Origin of the sequence: Agrobacterium vaccinii (assembly GCF_021310995.1) — a bacterium.
Taxonomy (GTDB): domain Bacteria; phylum Pseudomonadota; class Alphaproteobacteria; order Rhizobiales; family Rhizobiaceae; genus Agrobacterium; species Agrobacterium vaccinii.
Genome location: NZ_CP054150.1, coordinates 100871 through 116249 on the forward strand (window position 1 = coordinate 100871; position 15379 = coordinate 116249).

Below are 15379 nucleotides of genomic sequence, written 5' to 3' on the forward strand. Positions count from 1 at the left end.
GCGGTGATTATATCACTCGTTTGTTATCGCGGCCCTTTGCGCCGCGCTTTTTGTGGTGACGTATGGCACGGGCTTTTCTCCTCGTTCTGGATTCCTTCGGTGTCGGTGGCGCGCCGGATGCCGAGCAATATGGCGATCTCGGCTCCAATACGCTGGGCCACATCGCCGAGTTCTGCGCCGCTGGTGCTGCGGATCGCGCGGGCCTGCGCTCCGGGCCGCTGAAATTGCCGAACATGTCGGCGCTCGGCCTTTTGAACATCGCCCAGCTTTCCAGCAGTGAGGCGCCAGCGGGCATGGAGCCGCCCGAACGCATCTATGGCATCCACGGCTGCGCCAACGAGGTCTCGAAGGGCAAGGACACGCCATCTGGCCATTGGGAAATTGCAGGCACGCCGGTGCGTTTCGATTGGGGTTATTTCCCGACGGAAGGCGAGGCCTTTTCGCCCGAACTGGTTGCTGCCATTTGCGAAGAGGGTCATGTCCCCGGCATTTTCGGCAACTGCCACGCATCCGGCACGGACATCATCGCCCGGTTTGGTGCAGAGCATATCAGGACCGGAAAGCCGATTTGCTATACCTCATCGGATTCCGTGTTGCAGATTGCAGCGCACGAGACGCATTTCGGGCTGGAACGATTGATCGCCCTTTGCCAGACCGTCCGAAAGATAGTCGATCCGCTTAATATTGGCCGCGTCATTGCCCGGCCCTTTGTCGGTGAAACCGCCGCGACCTTTGAGCGGACCGGCAACCGCCGCGATTTTTCCGTTCTGCCACCGGAGCCGACTTTGCTCGACCGCCTGGTAGAGAGGGACCGCAAGGTGCTCGCCATCGGCAAGATCGGCGATATCTACGCCCATCAGGGCGTTACCCGCGTCATCAAGGCCAATGGCAATGACGCGCTGATGGATGCGACATTGCAGGCGATGGAAGAGGCCGAAGACGGCGATCTCGTCTTTACCAATTTCGTCGATTTCGACATGATCTACGGCCACCGCCGCGATGTGGCGGGTTATGCGGCAGCTCTCGAAGCCTTCGATGCGCGTCTGCCGGAAATTCACCGCAAGATGCAGCCCGGAGATATGGCCATCCTCACCGCCGACCATGGTTGCGACCCGACATGGCGCGGCACCGACCACACCCGAGAGCGCGTGCCGATCATGGCCTTCGGTCCCGGCATTCGAGAACGCAATATCGGGATCCGCTCATCCTTTGCCGATATCGGCGAAAGCATCGCGTCCCATCTCAGCATACCCACGGGCCGCCACGGCAGGAGTTTCATGTGACGTCGCATTTGTTGAAAGCAGAGATACATTGCCATCTGGAGGGTGCCGCCCCGCCTGTGCTGGTGGCACGGCAGGCAAAGAAATACGGCATAGACAGCAGCGGATTCCTGCGCGATGGCGCCTACATCTGGACGGATTTTGCCGAATTCATCCGCTGCTACGATGCCGTGGCCCAGGTCTTCAAGACCGAGGAAGATTACGCGCTTCTGGCGGAAACCTATCTGAACGAACTCGCCGGCGAAAACACCATCTACAGCGAACTCATCATTTCGCCCGATCACGGCGACCGTATCGGCCTGGGCGCGGATGCCTATCTCTCTGGGATCGCGGCAGGCATTGCGGCGGCGAAGGAAAAGACCGGCATCGAAGCGCGCATCATCGTGACAGGCGAGCGTCACTTCGGCCCCGAAAGCGTGATTGCCGCTGCCGAATACGCAGCGCGTGTCAGGCACCCGTTGATCACCGGCTTTAACATGGCAGGTGAAGAACGTATGGGCTGCGTGGCGGATTATGCCCGCGCCTTCGATATTGCCCGCGATGCCGGGCTTGGGCTCACCATCCATGCGGGCGAAGTCTGCGGCGCGTTCAGCGTGGCGGATGCCCTCGATCTCGTCAAACCGCAGCGGATCGGCCACGGCGTGCGCGCCATCGAGGACGATGCACTGGTTGCGCGGCTGGTGGACCTCGGCACGGTGCTGGAGGTTTGCCCCGGCTCCAATATTGCACTCAACGTCTACCCGGATTTTGAAAGCCACCCCTTGAAGCGCCTTCGCGATGCGGGCGTGCGTGTCTGCATCAGCTCCGACGATCCACCGTTTTTCCACACGTCGCTGGCGCAGGAATATGAGATCGCCCGCCATGCTTTCGGCTTCAGCGATGCGGAGATCAATGCCATGACCCGTACATCGCTGGAGGCCGCTTTCGTGGATGAGGACACACGCGCGACGCTGCTTGCCACGCTGTATGCGCAGTCTGAAGCAGCATAAATCGAGCGGGACCGGAGGTGCAAAATGTGCTTCCGGTCTTGCGAAAACCGCTCATTCGGTGAAATACAGAGACATCATAGATAAAAGAAAAGGCCAGCTTCATGGACGGCGTCACCGTTATCGCTCATCCCCTCGTGCAGCACAAACTCACCATCATGCGCAAGAAGGAAACCTCGACCGCCGGTTTCCGCCGTCTGCTGCGGGAAATCTCGACGCTGCTGTGTTACGAGGTCACGCGCGATCTGGAAATGACGATGGAGACCATCGAAACGCCGATGCAGACCATCGACGCGCCGGTTCTGGAAGGCAAGAAGCTAGTCTTCGCCTCCATCCTGCGCGCTGGTAACGGCCTGCTGGAAGGCATGCTGGAGCTCGTGCCATCTGCCCGCGTCTCGCATATCGGTGTGTACCGTGATCACGATACGCTGGAAGCGGTGGAATATTTCTTCAAGGCACCCGATAATCTCGATGCACGCCTGATCATCGTTGTCGATCCGATGCTGGCAACCGGCAACTCCTCCATCGCTGCCGTGGACAAATTGAAGGAACGCGGCGCAAAGAACATGCGCTTCCTCTGCCTGCTCGCCGCTCCCGAAGGCATCAAGAATTTCCGTGAAGCGCACCCTGACGTGCCGATCTTCACGGCCTCGATCGACAGCCATTTGAACGAACAGGGCTACATCATGCCCGGTCTCGGTGACGCGGGTGACCGCATGTACGGCACGAAATAAACAATAAAAAAGCGCCCTCAACGAATTGAGGGCGCTTGGTATCTCGGTCGGCGTTACTTCATCGTCGGCATGACGAATTCAGCACCGCTCTTGATGCCCGAAGGCCAGCGTGCCGTGACCGTCTTGGTCTTCGTCCAGAACTTGATCGAATCTGTGCCGTGCTGGTTGAGATCGCCGAAGCTCGAAGCCTTCCAGCCGCCGAAGGAGTGGTAGGCCAGCGGAACCGGGATCGGAACGTTGATACCGATCATGCCGATATTAATGCGGCTGGCAAAATCGCGGGCCGCATCACCATCGCGGGTGAAGATCGCAACGCCGTTGCCGTATTCATGCTTCATCGGCAGATCGAGCGCGTCCTCATAGTTCTTGGCACGAACGACCGAGAGAACGGGTCCAAAGATTTCCTGCTTGTAGATGTCCATGTCGGTGGTGACGTGGTCGAACAGGCAGCCGCCGACGAAATAGCCGTCTTCATAGCCCTGAAGCTTGAAGTTGCGGCCATCGACAAGAAGCTTCGCACCCTGTTCCACACCGCTATCGATCAAGCCTTGAACGCGGGTCTGAGCTTCCTTGGTGATCAACGGGCCCATATCAGCCTTGTCATCGGTATAAGGGCCGATTTTCAGTGCTTCGATCTGTGGAATAAGCTTTTCCACCAGACGGTTAGCTGTCTCGTCGCCCACGGGAACAGCAACGGACACCGCCATGCAGCGCTCGCCAGCGGAACCGTAACCGGCACCCATCAGGGCACTGACGGCCTGATCGAGATCGGCATCCGGCATGATGATCATGTGGTTCTTCGCGCCACCGAAGCACTGAGCGCGCTTGCCGTTCATCGCTGCCGTGCCATAAACATAGCGGGCGATCGGTGTGGAGCCGACAAACGAGATCGCGCCAATATCCGGGTTGGTCAGAATGCCGTCAACCGCGCTTTTGTCGCCATTGATGACATTGAGGATGCCAGCGGGAAGACCAGCTTCTATCATCAGTTCTGCAAGACGGATCGGGAGCGATGGATCGCGCTCGGAAGGCTTTAGGATGAAGGCGTTGCCGCAGGCAATGGCTGGCGCAAACATCCACATCGGGATCATGCCGGGGAAGTTGAACGGCGTAATGCCAGCGCCGATGCCAACCGGCTGGCGGATGGAATACATATCGATGGCAGGGCCAGCACCTTCGCTGAACTCACCTTTGGAGAGATGCGGAATGCCACAGACGAATTCGCAGACTTCAAGACCGCGAATGATATCGCCCTTTGAATCTTCCACCGTCTTGCCGTGTTCGCTGGAGAGCAGCGTGGCCAGCTCATCCATGTTCTGGTTCAGCAGCTCAACAAATTTGAAGAACACGCGCGCACGGCGCTGCGGATTGGTCGCTGCCCATTTCGGCTGGGCGGCCTTGGCGCTCTCGACGGCGGCCAGAATTTCCGCATCGCTAGCCAGAGAAAGCGTCGCCTGCACTTCGCCCGTTGCCGGATTGTAGACATTGGATGTGCGGCCGCTGGTGCCAGCAACATGCTTGCCGTCGATGAAATGGCCGATCTGCTTCATGGGTGTTCCTCCTGATTTTTTGATGGTCCCACCTTTGCGCTTTGAATTGCACAAATCAATAACCTCGCATAATCATCCGTTGTGCGTAAATTAAAGCGTGACGTCACTTGAGATAAAAGATGTACCTCAATTTTTGCAAACCGGAGAAGCAGTTCAATGGCGGACAATCGAGGTGTCAGGATGGCCGAGATCGAAATAGACCCATCTTATCTGGAAGACTATCGACGCCAGTTGGCGGAGGAAATTGAAGCATCCGTCAGGATCGAGGATGGTGTGCTGGCGTTAAACGCTGTCGCCATTAAAGGCAGCCCCGAGAAAATTCGGGTTCTCGAAATCTACCGGGACGTCGCGGCATATGAGGCACATCTTCAGACGCCTCACTTTCTGACATACAAGAACGGCACCGCTGGCATGGTCACGAAGCTCACGCTTTTCGAGGTCGATGCTATCATGATGTGCAGCAAATCATGAACTGGGATGATGTCCGCATCTTTCTGGCCGTTGCGCGCACGGGGCAGATCCTGGCTGCGTCCCGGCGTCTCGGGCTCAATCACGCGACCCTGTCCCGGCGGCTGACCTCTCTGGAAGAGGCGTTGAAGACGCGGCTCTTCATTCGCGGTACCACTGGCTGCGAGCTGACCGAGGAGGGCGGGCGCTTTCTTGTCTCCGCCGAGCGGATGGAGGCAGAAATGCTGGACGTTCAGGCGAGCCTTGGGCGGGGCGATGCGGCAGTCAGCGGTACGGTGCGGATCGGCGCACCGGATGGTTTCGGCGTCTCTTTTCTGGCGCCGCGGCTGGGGCAACTGACGGCTCGTCACCCGGAACTGAAGATCGAACTCGTGCCGGTACCGCGCTCCTTTTCGCTTTCACAACGCGAGGCGGATATCGCCATCACCATCGAAAGGCCGGAGCAGGGGCGGCTGGTCTTTTCGAAGCTCACCGATTATTCGCTCGGCCTCTATGCCTCAAGGGCTTATGTCGAAAAACATGGGCGCCCGGAAGATATCGATGCGCTAAAGCAGCATCGCCGCATCGGTTATGTAGAAGATCTGATCTTCTCCCCATCCTTGAATTTCACCGGCGAGATCATGCGGGATTGGGATGCAAGCTTTGCCATATCGAGCGCCATCGGCCAGACCGAGGCGGTGCGGTCAGGGGCAGGCGTCGGCATACTGCATGACTATATAGCACGGGGAGAGGCAGAACTTGTGCGCCTTTTGCCCGGCATTTCCATCCGCCGTTCCTACTGGACAGCCTTTCACGAAAACGCGCGACAACTCGCCCGCGTCAAGACGGTCGTAGAATTTCTGCAAGAATGCATTGCCGGGGAAAGGCGGATGTTCCTGTAACTGGTCTTTCGGCAGCGTCCTGTCAGACGGCCCGCAAAGAGATCAGATGGAAAGCCGCATGTCCGGTGATGATCTGAGCTTGCCTATCGATCAATGCGGCATCCAGAGCATCGAGAACGACGACCTGACCCTCCGTTTTCAAGGAAATTTGACCCGTTGCGAGGATAAAAATCGTGTCGCCGATTGGTGAGGGATCGATGAGGACGTCCGAGGACTTCCGTTCCACCCGATGCGAAAACCTGCCGCGACGGGTCATGACATTGAGATCGGTAATGGGTCCATCGACAAGGACAGCATCGACCGGAACATCGGCAGTAAAGCTGAGAGGTTCGCTGGTTTCGGTCAGCACGATCGGCACGGCCCCATTTATTGACAGCGACATGCCGCTTCCGTCCAAAATGGATAGCGTTCGATCAATACCGGGAAAAATCGAAAATGGCCCGTCACTGGCAACCATCGCCATGCTGATGCGCCAGTCGAAATCATCGACTGAGGCATCTGGCGGAAAGACGGCGATCTCCACCGTCTCCCCGCCACCGTTCTTCCAAGGCATGCGCTTGTATTCACTTGCGCGGTAGAGCTTCATGGCGTTCAGTTACCGAGAATACCTGGCAGACGAAGTCCCTTTTCCCGGGCGCAGTCCAACGCAATTTCATAGCCTGCATCGGCATGACGCATCACGCCGGTGGCCGGGTCGTTCCACAACACTCGATCCAGACGCCGTGCCGCATCTTCCGACCCATCGGCGCAGATGACGACGCCGGAATGCTGCGAAAAGCCCATGCCCACGCCGCCGCCATGGTGCAGGGAAACCCAGGTTGCACCCGATGCGGTATTCAGCAGCGCGTTCAACAGCGGCCAGTCGGAAACGGCATCTGATCCGTCCTTCATTGCTTCCGTTTCACGGTTGGGTGAGGCAACGGAACCGCTGTCGAGATGGTCGCGGCCGATGACGACGGGGGCTTTCAGCTCGCCGCTTTTGACCATGTCGTTGAAGGCGAGCGCCAGACGGTGACGATCACCCAGGCCCACCCAGCAGATGCGGGCAGGCAGGCCCTGAAAGGATATGCGCTCGCGCGCCATATCAAGCCAGTTGTGCAGATGCGTGTTGCCGGGGGTGAGTTCCTTCACCTTGGCATCGGTCTTGTAGATATCTTCGGGATCACCCGAAAGCGCTGCCCAGCGGAACGGGCCGATGCCCCGGCAAAACAGTGGGCGGATATAGGCAGGCACGAAACCGGGGAAGGCGAAGGCATTTTCGAGGCCTTCTTCCTTGGCGACCTGGCGGATATTGTTGCCGTAATCGAGTGTCGGAACGCCTGCATTCCAGAAATCGACCATGGCCTGAACCTGAAGCTTCATGGAAGCGCGCGCCGCAGCTTCTACTGCTTTCGGGTCGCTCTCCTGTTTGGCGCGCCACTCCGCGACGGTCCAACCGATAGGCAGATAGCCGTGAACAGGATCATGTGCCGAGGTCTGGTCGGTGACGATATCAGGGCGAATGCCGCGCTTGACCAGTTCGGGGAAAATCTCCGCCGCATTGCCAATGAGGCCAACGGATTTCGCCTCACCTGCCGCCGTCCATTGGTCGATCAGCGCCAAGGCCTCATTCAGCGTATGGGCTTTGGCATCGACGTAGCGGGTGCGCAGACGAAAATCCACGCGTGTCTCATCGCATTCCACCGCAAGGCAGCAGGCCCCGGCCATGACGGCAGCCAGCGGCTGTGCGCCGCCCATGCCGCCCAGCCCGCCGGTCAGGATCCATTTGCCCTTGAGATTGCCGTCATAATGCTGGCGACCGGCTTCCACGAAGGTTTCGTAGGTGCCCTGCACGATGCCCTGCGTTCCGATGTAAATCCACGAACCGGCGGTCATCTGGCCATACATGGCCAGTCCCTTTTTATCGAGTTCGTTGAAATGCTCCCACGTTGCCCAATGCGGCACGAGGTTGGAGTTGGCAATCAGCACGCGCGGCGCATCCGTGTGAGTGCGAAACACGCCCACGGGCTTGCCGGATTGGACCAGCAACGTCTCGTCCTCGTTGAGGTCCTTCAGCGTTGCGACGATGCGGTCGAAATCCTCCCAGGTGCGGGCGGCCCGGCCAATGCCGCCATAGACGACCAGTTCATGCGGTCGCTCCGCCACGGCAGGGTCGAGATTGTTCATCAGCATGCGCAACGGCGCTTCGGTCATCCAGCTTTTGGCGTTGAGCTCGGAGCCTCGGGGACTGCGAACTTCCCGTTCGTTGTGGCGCGGATTGGTCATGATGGTCTCCCCATATCGTTGGCGTGCAGCGCAAAGTCTTCCATGCGGGTCAGAATGTCTTTGAGGTGAATGCGAAGCTTTCCAGCCTTTTCAGCATCATAGGCAAAGGGCGGTGCTTCCGTTGCCAGATGCGTGGATTGCGCCAGTTCCATCTGAATGGCGTGAACCCCGCTTTCCGGCTTCCCATACTGCCGCGTCGTCCAGCCACCCTTGAAGCGACCATTGAGCACAGACGTGTAGCCTTGTGCATGCGCTGTCACATCGACGGCGATGGCTTCGATAACGGGGTCGCAGGTGCGGCCCATATCCGTGCCGATATTGAAATCCGGCAAGGCACCGTCGAACAGGAAGGGAATATGCGAGCGGATGGAGTGGCAATCATAGAGAATGGCGATGCCATGGATGGCTTTTACTCGCGCAATTTCCGCGGCAAGGGCTGCGTGATAGGGCGCGTGGAATGTCGCCAGACGTTGGGCGATATCCGCTTGCGTCGGCTCTTGCCCCTCTTTCCAGATCGGCTTGCCATCGAAATCGGTTGTCGGAACCAGACCGGTCGTGTTCTGGCCCGGGTAGAGGCTGGAGCCCTGCGGATCACGATTGGCGTCGATGACATAGCGGTGGAAGGTCGCGGGCACGGTGGTCGCATCATCCAGCAACCCGGCATAGAGATCGTGAATGTGCCAGTCGGTATCGGCAAGAATTTTTCCGTTGTCGTTCAGACGGTCCCAGATATCCGGGGGCACATCGGTTCCCGTGTGCGGCAGGCCGAGAATGACCGGCGAGGAGCCATGGTGCGTTTCGAAAACAGGCATCCTCACGCCTCAAGCTTCGGCAGAATGCCCTGGGAGATGACGGACACCAGCGCACCGGACGCGATCAACTCCGAGGCTGCTTTCAGGTCGGGGGCCATGTAGCGGTCGTCATCCAGCGACGGGATGACAGCGCGCAACACGGCCATCGCCTTTTGTAGCTCCGGGCTCGTCTTCAGCGGGCCGCGCAGTTCCACGCCCTGAACGGCAGACAGCGCCTCGATGCCGATGATAGCAAACAGGTTGTCCGTCATCGCCAGCAGGCGACGCGCGCCGTGGCAGGCCATGGACACATGGTCTTCCTGATTGGCGGATGTGGGCGTGGAATCGACGGATGCCGGGTGCGACATCTGCTTGTTTTCGCTCATCAGGGCCGCAGACGTGACCTCGGCAATCATCAGGCCGGAGTTCAGCCCCGGCTTTTTCGACAGGAAGGCGGGCAGTCCGTAGGACAAGGCGGGATCGACCAGCAACGCGATGCGACGCTGGGCAATCGCACCGATTTCGCAGATGGCGAGCGCCGTCTGGTCAGCAGCGAACGCCACAGGTTCGGCGTGGAAGTTGCCGCCTGAGACGACAGAATTGTCCGAGAGAACCAGCGGGTTGTCGGTGACGGCATTGGCTTCGATTTGCAATGTGTGAGCGACCTGACGCAGCAGATCGAGGCAGGCACCATCCACCTGTGGCTGACATCTGATGCAATAGGGGTCCTGCACCCGCTCGTCGCCTTCGATGTGGCTCACGCGGATTTCAGAGCCTTCCAGCAGATTGCGAAGTGCTGCACCTGCATCGATCTGGCCCTTGTGGCCACGAAGCGTGTGGATATCAGGATGGAACGGCGCGGATGAGCCCATGGCCGCATCGGTGGACAGCGCGCCGGTAATCAGCGCTGCCTGCGCGGCGCGATGGGTGCGGAAAAGGCCTGCCAGCGCCAATGCAGTTGAGGTCTGCGTGCCGTTGATCAGCGCCAGACCCTCTTTGGCGGCCAGCACCACCGGCGTGAGTCCCGCGTTGGAAAGCGCGTCGGCTGCTGGCATGAGCATGCCGCCATAAAAGGCTTCGCCTTCACCCATCATCACCGCGGCCATGTGCGCCAAGGGTGCAAGATCACCAGACGCCCCGACCGAACCCTTTTCCGGGATGGACGGGATCACGCCCTTTTCCAGCATGCCCTCGATCAGCCGCACCAGTTCCAACCGCACGCCAGATGCACCGCGACCCAGTGAAATCAGCTTCAACGCCATAATCAGGCGCACGACATTTTCGGGCAGTGCTGAACCCACGCCGCAGCAATGCGACAGGATGAGATTGCGCTGAAGGGTAGCCACATCGGCTGAATCGATCTTGATGGAGGCGAGTTTGCCGAAGCCGGTGTTGATGCCATAGACAGGGGCGTTGCCTGCCGCGATTTCAGCGATGCGTTTCGCTGCGCGCTCAATGCCTGCATCGAAGGATGGGTCGAGCTTAGCCGAACCATTGTTCCAGTAGATATCGGCAAGATCGGCCAGCTGTACGGAGCCGGGATGAAGCGTGATGGTCATGATGTGATCTGTCCCTTGAAAATACGGGCATGAAGCGGATTGAAACCGATGCGGTAGACGAGCTCGGCGGGACGCTGGATATCCCAGATCGCGAAGTCGGCGGATTTCCCGACCTCCAGCGTTCCGGTCTCTGACAGCAGACCCAGTGCTTTGGCGGCATTGCGCGAGGTGGCAACAAGGCATTCCTCGACCGTCAGGCGGAACAGGGTGGCACCCATATTCATGGTCAACAGCAGCGAGGTCAGCGGCGATGTGCCTGGGTTGCAGTCTGTGGCGAGCGCGATATCCGCGCCCGCATCGCGAAGAGCCTGCACCGGTGGCACCTGCGTCTCGCGAAGCGCATAGAACGCGCCGGGCAGCAGCACCGCAACCGTTCCGGTCTTGCCAAGCGCTTCGGCACCCGCCTTATCCAGATATTCGAGATGATCGGCAGACAATGCCCCGTAGGTGGCTGCAAGTTGTGAGCCGCCGAGATTGGAGAGCTGCTCCGCATGCAGCTTCACCGGCAGACAAAGCGATTTGGCTTTGTCGAAAACCATGCGCATCTCTTCAACGGAAAAAGCGATTCCTTCGCAAAAGCCGTCGACCGCATCGATGAGACCCTCGGCATGGCCGCGTTCCATTCCCGGCAGTACGACGTCCGCTATGTATTCGGCATTGCGGCCTTTGTATTCGGCGGGTGTGGCATGGGCCGCCAGATAACTGGTCAAGATTCGAACGGACCGCACTGTGGCCAACCGGCGCGCCACACGCAGCATTTTCAGCTCTGTCTCGATATCCAGCCCATAGCCGGATTTGATTTCGATGGTGGAAACGCCTTCCGCCAGCAGCGTATCCAGTCGCGGCAGAGCCTGCGCAAGCAACTCGTCTTCTGACAACGCCCGCGTATCGCGAACCGACGACACGATGCCGCCTCCTGCCCTGGCGATGTCTTCATAGTTCGCGCCCTCCAGCCGCATCTCGAATTCCATGGCGCGGTTGCCGCCGAAGACGAGGTGGGTGTGGCAATCGATCAGGGCAGGGGTAATCCAGCGTCCCTCGCAGTCGAAGCTCTCGGTTGCCCGCTTGAACTCGGCGGGCAAATTCGCCTCCGGGCCAGCAAAAACGATCCGCCCATCCTGGACGGCAAGCGCGCCTTTTTCGACAAATCCAAGGCCCGGCATCGAAGGATCGAGTGTCGCAAGCCGCGCGTTTCGCCACAGCGAAACAGCTGTTCCGCGTTCGCTATTTTCTGGAATGGAGTTGCCGTTCATGCTGAGTTTTCCCTTCCCTTATGTTTTAATATGTATATACATAATGGATGGAGAGGCAAGAGCCGTGATGTAAAAATTGGGGAGCCGAAATGATCCTTCATGCTGAAGCCGCTTTGTTGTCAGATGGTTGGGCGGATAATGTCCGGGTGAAAATTGCCGATGGCAAAATCGTTTCGCTCGACATCGGCGCACCGGCGCAAGGTACTGACGAACGGGCAAAGGTCATCCTCCCCGCAATGCCGAACCTGCACAGCCACGCTTTTCAACGGGCCATGGCAGGCATGGTGGAAAGGCGCGGCAGCACCGCAGACAGTTTCTGGAGCTGGCGCACCCTGATGTACCGCTTCGCGCTGACCATGACGCCGGACCAGATGGAGGCGGTGGCTGCGCAGCTTTACATGGAAATGCTGGAGGCCGGTTTCGGTCGTGTCGGCGAGTTTCATTACCTTCATCATGACAAGGGCGGCGGTCATTACGCGAACATCGCGGAACTCTCAGAGCGCATAGCGTCGGCAGCGTCCCAAACGGGTATCGCGCTGACACTCCTTCCGGTCCTCTACGCTCACTCCGGCTTCGGCGGGCTCGAACCGTCGGAGGGGCAGCGACGATTCATCAATTCGACGGAGAGCTTTGCGCGTGTTCTTGAGGGCGCTGCGAAGACCGTTTCCTCGTTGCCTGAAAGCGTCGTCGGCGTTGCGCCGCACAGCCTGCGCGCAGTGACCCCGCACGAGTTGACTATCGCATCGCAGCTTGCCCCATCAGCACCGCTTCATATCCACATATCCGAACAGGTGAAGGAAGTCGAAGATTGCATTGCGTGGTCCGGCAAACGACCGGTGGAATGGTTGCTGGACAATGCCGATGTCACCGATCGCTGGTGTCTGATCCACGCCACCCATATGACCTCAGAAGAGACGGTAGCCGTGGCCCGAAGCGGTGCAATCGCAGGCCTATGCCCCATGACCGAGGCCAATCTGGGGGATGGTACATTCCCGGCCCGGGAGTTTCTGGCATCAGGCGGCGCTTTCGGCATTGGCTCAGACAGCAATGTGCTGATCGGTGTTTCCGATGAGCTTCGGCAACTGGAATATTCCCAACGGCTTCTGCATCGCGCCCGCAATGTGGTGGCACCCGCAAATGGCTCCACCGGCAGGACGCTTTTCGATGCTGCCTTAAAGGGTGGCGCTCGTGCATTGGGAGCCAAAGCGGGTATCGCAGTAGGGCATGCCGCCGATTTCGTTTCGCTGAACACAGCAAATGCGCCGTATCTTGAGTGCGACAATCTGCTCGACGGCTGGATATTCGGTGGCTTGGTAAAGCCGGAAACGGTGTGGATCAACGGCAAGGCTGTCGTTCGCGATGGCCTCCATGTAAGGCGTGAAGCGATCTCAGCGCGTTTCCGTGAGACGATGAAAGAACTTTTGTCGCAATAGATAACTCTAATGTACGCATGGAAGCGTCCTTGGGCTTGACTTGGAAAAGGACCTCGCGGAGATCATTGTGATCTAGGGAGTCCGGAGGCAAAATGCCCAATTTCATTCGTCAGCTTTCTCCCACGGGTCTCGGGGTGGCTGTCATGCTGCTCGGCATGCTTCTTTTTGCGTTGAATGACGCCATGGGCAAATGGCTGGTATCGACCTACAGCCTGGGGCAAGTCGTTCTGGTGCGCAGCGCTGCTGCCATTATCGTGCTGATTCCCATCCTGTCGCGAGCGGGTTTAAGCAATGTCATCCGCGTCGAGCGTCCGACCTTGCAGGCCGCCCGCGTGTTCTTTTCCACAGCTGAACTCTTCTGTTTCTATTTCGCCGTCAAAGCGCTTCCCTTGGCGGATGTCATGACCTATTGGCTGGCGGCCCCCATTTATGTTGCAGCGCTGTCGCCGTTTCTGTTGGGGGAGAAGGTTGGCTGGCGGCGCTGGACGGCGATTGCGATTGGCTTTTTCGGCGTAGTAATCGCGCTGCAACCAAGCTCGGCATCCCTGACGTCGGCGGCGCTCTTTTCCATTCTCGGCAGTGCGGCTTTTGCTTTCATGATGCTGTCTGGTCGTCAGTTGCGCAACACGCCGGATACGGTGCTGGCCTTCTGGCAGATCGTCGGGGCAGCGGTTGCCGGTGTTGTCGCCATTGCCATCACGCCTTCGGGTTGGGTGCCGCTGAAATCCGGCTTTGACCTGTCCCTGCTGGCTCTGCTGGGCATCGTTGCCATGACGGCGCATGTGCTGGTCAACCGCGCGCTAAAGCTGGCCGATGCCGCAACGGTGGCGCCCTTGCAATATACGCTGCTGCTCTGGGCCGTGGTGTTCGGATGGCTGATCTTTGGCGATGTGCCGCAGTCCAGCATCGTCATCGGCGCTGGACTGATCGTGCTGGCGGGCCTTTATATCTTCTTTCGGGAGAACACACTCAAACGCAGGCAGGCGAAGTCCGCCAGCCCGCCTCTGGATGACCTAGTCTAGGCTTTCAGATCAACGCGCCAGCCAGCCGCCATCGACCGGCAGAACCGTGCCGTGAATATAGTCCGCAGCGCTGGAGGCGAGGAACACGGCGGCGCCGCCAAGCTCTTCCGGCTTGCCCCAATGGCCAGCGGGAATGCGCGCCAGGATCGCCGCATTGCGATCCGGGTCGTTGCGCAGGGCTTCCGTGTTGTTGGTGTCGAAATAGCCAGGCGCGATGGCATTGACGTTGATGCCCTTGGCCGCCCATTCACAGGCCAGAAGGCGGGTCAGACCCGCGAGCCCGCTTTTGGATGCGGTGTAAGATGGAATGCGGATACCGCCCTGAAACGACAGAAGCGAGGCGATGTTGATGATCTTACCCGGCTTGTTTTCCGCAACAAGGTGGCGGGCGAAAGCCTGGCTGAGGAAGAAAACCGTCTTCAGGTTCACATCCATCACCGCGTCCCAATCGGCTTCGGTGAAATCCAGCGAATCGGCGCGCTTGATGATGCCCGCATTGTTCACGAGAATATCGGCGCCGCCAGCAAGGCGCACAGTCTCGCTGATGACCTCTCCAACAGGCGCGATGGATGACAAATCCGCCTTGATGCTGTGGCTCTTGCCGCCAATGGCTGCAATTGCCTCTTCCGTCTCCGTCATGGAGGACCGTCCGACCAGCGCCACCGTTGCGCCCGCGCCAGCCAGCGCCGTGGCGATGCCCTGTCCAAGCCCGGTATTGGCACCCGTGACAATCGCTGTCTTGCCGGTCAGGTCGAAGGAAATCGTCATTGCGCTGCTCCATGCATCATGAATTCGTTGGCTTACCCGTATTTATCGCAAGCAGATTAGGTGAGCAAGAAACAAATAGTATCTCTTTTTAAAATGATACTACAACATGACGTCCCGCAACTTTTGTTTGTAAAACAGGCTTGGAAAAACTTGAAACAGTGGGATTACGTCGAAAAAACAACTTTTATCTTGACGAAATCACGAAGTTGCGAGACTAACAAAGGCATTCCCAATCCCCTGACATCGGGATTTGGGAACCGAACTTTGGTGCCGGGCCCCTCTGGCGAGAGTTTTACGGCGCTCTCGCGATGTCGGTACCGCCTGCTTATGACGCCGGCGGATTTAAACCCATGAAAAATCTGACCATGCATTCCATGCGTGCGCTTTGT

Annotated in this window: 14 protein-coding genes; 7 read left to right on the plus strand and 7 right to left on the minus strand. The window is 58.8% G+C overall.

The annotated features are described in order from the left end of the window. Positions 1-62: 62 nt before the first annotated feature. The 3 genes from HRR99_RS00515 (at position 63) to upp (ending at position 3000) form a co-directional block, all read left to right on the plus strand. Positions 63-1283 carry a phosphopentomutase gene (locus HRR99_RS00515; RefSeq protein ID WP_233122374.1) on the plus strand — a complete coding sequence of 407 codons (1221 nt, stop codon included), beginning with the start codon at positions 63-65 and terminating at the stop codon, positions 1281-1283. Beyond that, entirely contained in the window at positions 1280-2269 is a 990-nt protein-coding gene (locus HRR99_RS00520; RefSeq protein ID WP_233122375.1) for an adenosine deaminase, read from the plus strand. The genes HRR99_RS00515 and HRR99_RS00520 overlap by 4 nt, the downstream gene beginning before the upstream one ends. A 101-nt stretch (positions 2270-2370) precedes the next feature. Next, positions 2371-3000: a uracil phosphoribosyltransferase gene (upp, locus tag HRR99_RS00525; protein WP_077102204.1), complete on the plus strand. Its 630-nt coding sequence runs from the start codon at positions 2371-2373 to the stop codon at positions 2998-3000. Between the two features lie 53 nt (positions 3001-3053). On the opposite strand, the gene HRR99_RS00530 is transcribed toward upp, so the two are convergent. Continuing rightward, entirely contained in the window at positions 3054-4550 is a 1497-nt protein-coding gene (locus HRR99_RS00530) for a CoA-acylating methylmalonate-semialdehyde dehydrogenase (RefSeq protein WP_233122376.1), read from the minus strand. 156 nt (positions 4551-4706) lie between these two features. Here HRR99_RS00530 and HRR99_RS00535 point away from each other — a divergent pair, with 156 nt between their 5' ends. After that, entirely contained in the window at positions 4707-5021 is a 315-nt protein-coding gene (locus tag HRR99_RS00535) for a putative quinol monooxygenase (RefSeq protein ID WP_233122377.1), read from the plus strand. Continuing rightward, positions 5018-5899, plus strand: a complete 882-nt coding sequence (locus HRR99_RS00540) for a LysR family transcriptional regulator (RefSeq protein WP_233122378.1) — start codon at positions 5018-5020, stop codon at positions 5897-5899. The genes HRR99_RS00535 and HRR99_RS00540 overlap by 4 nt, the downstream gene beginning before the upstream one ends. Positions 5900-5921: 22 nt before the next feature. On the opposite strand, the gene HRR99_RS00545 is transcribed toward HRR99_RS00540, so the two are convergent. Genes HRR99_RS00545 through hutI form a run of 5 tightly spaced genes read right to left on the minus strand, consistent with a single transcriptional unit; the run spans position 5922 to position 11767 of the window. Next, positions 5922-6485, minus strand: a complete 564-nt coding sequence (locus HRR99_RS00545; protein WP_233122379.1) for a HutD/Ves family protein — start codon at positions 6483-6485, stop codon at positions 5922-5924. Positions 6486-6490: 5 nt separating this feature from the next. Then, positions 6491-8164: a urocanate hydratase gene (gene hutU, locus HRR99_RS00550; protein ID WP_233122380.1), complete on the minus strand. Its 1674-nt coding sequence runs from the start codon at positions 8162-8164 to the stop codon at positions 6491-6493. Beyond that, positions 8161-8976 (minus strand): N-formylglutamate deformylase, encoded by an 816-nt coding sequence (hutG, locus tag HRR99_RS00555; RefSeq protein WP_233122381.1) that lies wholly within the window; start codon positions 8974-8976, stop codon positions 8161-8163. The genes hutU and hutG overlap by 4 nt, the downstream gene beginning before the upstream one ends. Before the next feature lie 2 nt (positions 8977-8978). Beyond that, positions 8979-10514, minus strand: a complete 1536-nt coding sequence (gene hutH, locus HRR99_RS00560) for a histidine ammonia-lyase (protein WP_233122382.1) — start codon at positions 10512-10514, stop codon at positions 8979-8981. Further along, positions 10511-11767 carry an imidazolonepropionase gene (hutI, locus tag HRR99_RS00565; RefSeq protein ID WP_233122383.1) on the minus strand — a complete coding sequence of 419 codons (1257 nt, stop codon included), beginning with the start codon at positions 11765-11767 and terminating at the stop codon, positions 10511-10513. The genes hutH and hutI overlap by 4 nt, the downstream gene beginning before the upstream one ends. An 89-nt stretch (positions 11768-11856) precedes the next feature. Here hutI and HRR99_RS00570 point away from each other — a divergent pair, with 89 nt between their 5' ends. Together HRR99_RS00570 and HRR99_RS00575 are read left to right on the plus strand one after the other, a co-directional pair. Continuing rightward, entirely contained in the window at positions 11857-13200 is a 1344-nt protein-coding gene (locus tag HRR99_RS00570) for a formimidoylglutamate deiminase (RefSeq protein ID WP_233122384.1), read from the plus strand. Positions 13201-13292: 92 nt separating this feature from the next. Further along, the gene (locus tag HRR99_RS00575; protein WP_233122385.1) at positions 13293-14222 is read left to right on the plus strand and encodes a DMT family transporter; all 930 of its coding nucleotides are present in this window, start codon (positions 13293-13295) and stop codon (positions 14220-14222) included. A gap of 9 nt (positions 14223-14231) precedes the next feature. On the opposite strand, the gene kduD is transcribed toward HRR99_RS00575, so the two are convergent. Next, on the minus strand, positions 14232-14990 hold the full coding sequence (gene kduD / locus HRR99_RS00580; protein WP_112497811.1) for a 2-dehydro-3-deoxy-D-gluconate 5-dehydrogenase KduD: 759 nt from the start codon (positions 14988-14990) through the stop codon (positions 14232-14234). Positions 14991-15379: the final 389 nt, after the last annotated feature.

What these genes read in the sequence shown, in the direction of transcription:
- hutI (WP_233122383.1), bottom strand. Translation starts at nt 11,767, where the DNA reads ATGAACGGCAACTCCATTCCAGAAAATAGCGAACGCGGAACAGCTGTT.
- upp (WP_077102204.1), top strand. Translation starts at nt 2,371, where the DNA reads ATGGACGGCGTCACCGTTATCGCTCATCCCCTCGTGCAGCACAAACTC.
- HRR99_RS00515 (WP_233122374.1), top strand. Translation starts at nt 63, where the DNA reads ATGGCACGGGCTTTTCTCCTCGTTCTGGATTCCTTCGGTGTCGGTGGC.
- HRR99_RS00545 (WP_233122379.1), bottom strand. Translation starts at nt 6,485, where the DNA reads ATGAAGCTCTACCGCGCAAGTGAATACAAGCGCATGCCTTGGAAGAAC.
- hutH (WP_233122382.1), bottom strand. Translation starts at nt 10,514, where the DNA reads ATGACCATCACGCTTCATCCCGGCTCCGTACAGCTGGCCGATCTTGCC.
- HRR99_RS00575 (WP_233122385.1), top strand. Translation starts at nt 13,293, where the DNA reads ATGCCCAATTTCATTCGTCAGCTTTCTCCCACGGGTCTCGGGGTGGCT.
- HRR99_RS00535 (WP_233122377.1), top strand. Translation starts at nt 4,707, where the DNA reads ATGGCGGACAATCGAGGTGTCAGGATGGCCGAGATCGAAATAGACCCA.
- hutG (WP_233122381.1), bottom strand. Translation starts at nt 8,976, where the DNA reads ATGCCTGTTTTCGAAACGCACCATGGCTCCTCGCCGGTCATTCTCGGC.
- HRR99_RS00540 (WP_233122378.1), top strand. Translation starts at nt 5,018, where the DNA reads ATGAACTGGGATGATGTCCGCATCTTTCTGGCCGTTGCGCGCACGGGG.
- kduD (WP_112497811.1), bottom strand. Translation starts at nt 14,990, where the DNA reads ATGACGATTTCCTTCGACCTGACCGGCAAGACAGCGATTGTCACGGGT.
- HRR99_RS00570 (WP_233122384.1), top strand. Translation starts at nt 11,857, where the DNA reads ATGATCCTTCATGCTGAAGCCGCTTTGTTGTCAGATGGTTGGGCGGAT.
- HRR99_RS00530 (WP_233122376.1), bottom strand. Translation starts at nt 4,550, where the DNA reads ATGAAGCAGATCGGCCATTTCATCGACGGCAAGCATGTTGCTGGCACC.
- hutU (WP_233122380.1), bottom strand. Translation starts at nt 8,164, where the DNA reads ATGACCAATCCGCGCCACAACGAACGGGAAGTTCGCAGTCCCCGAGGC.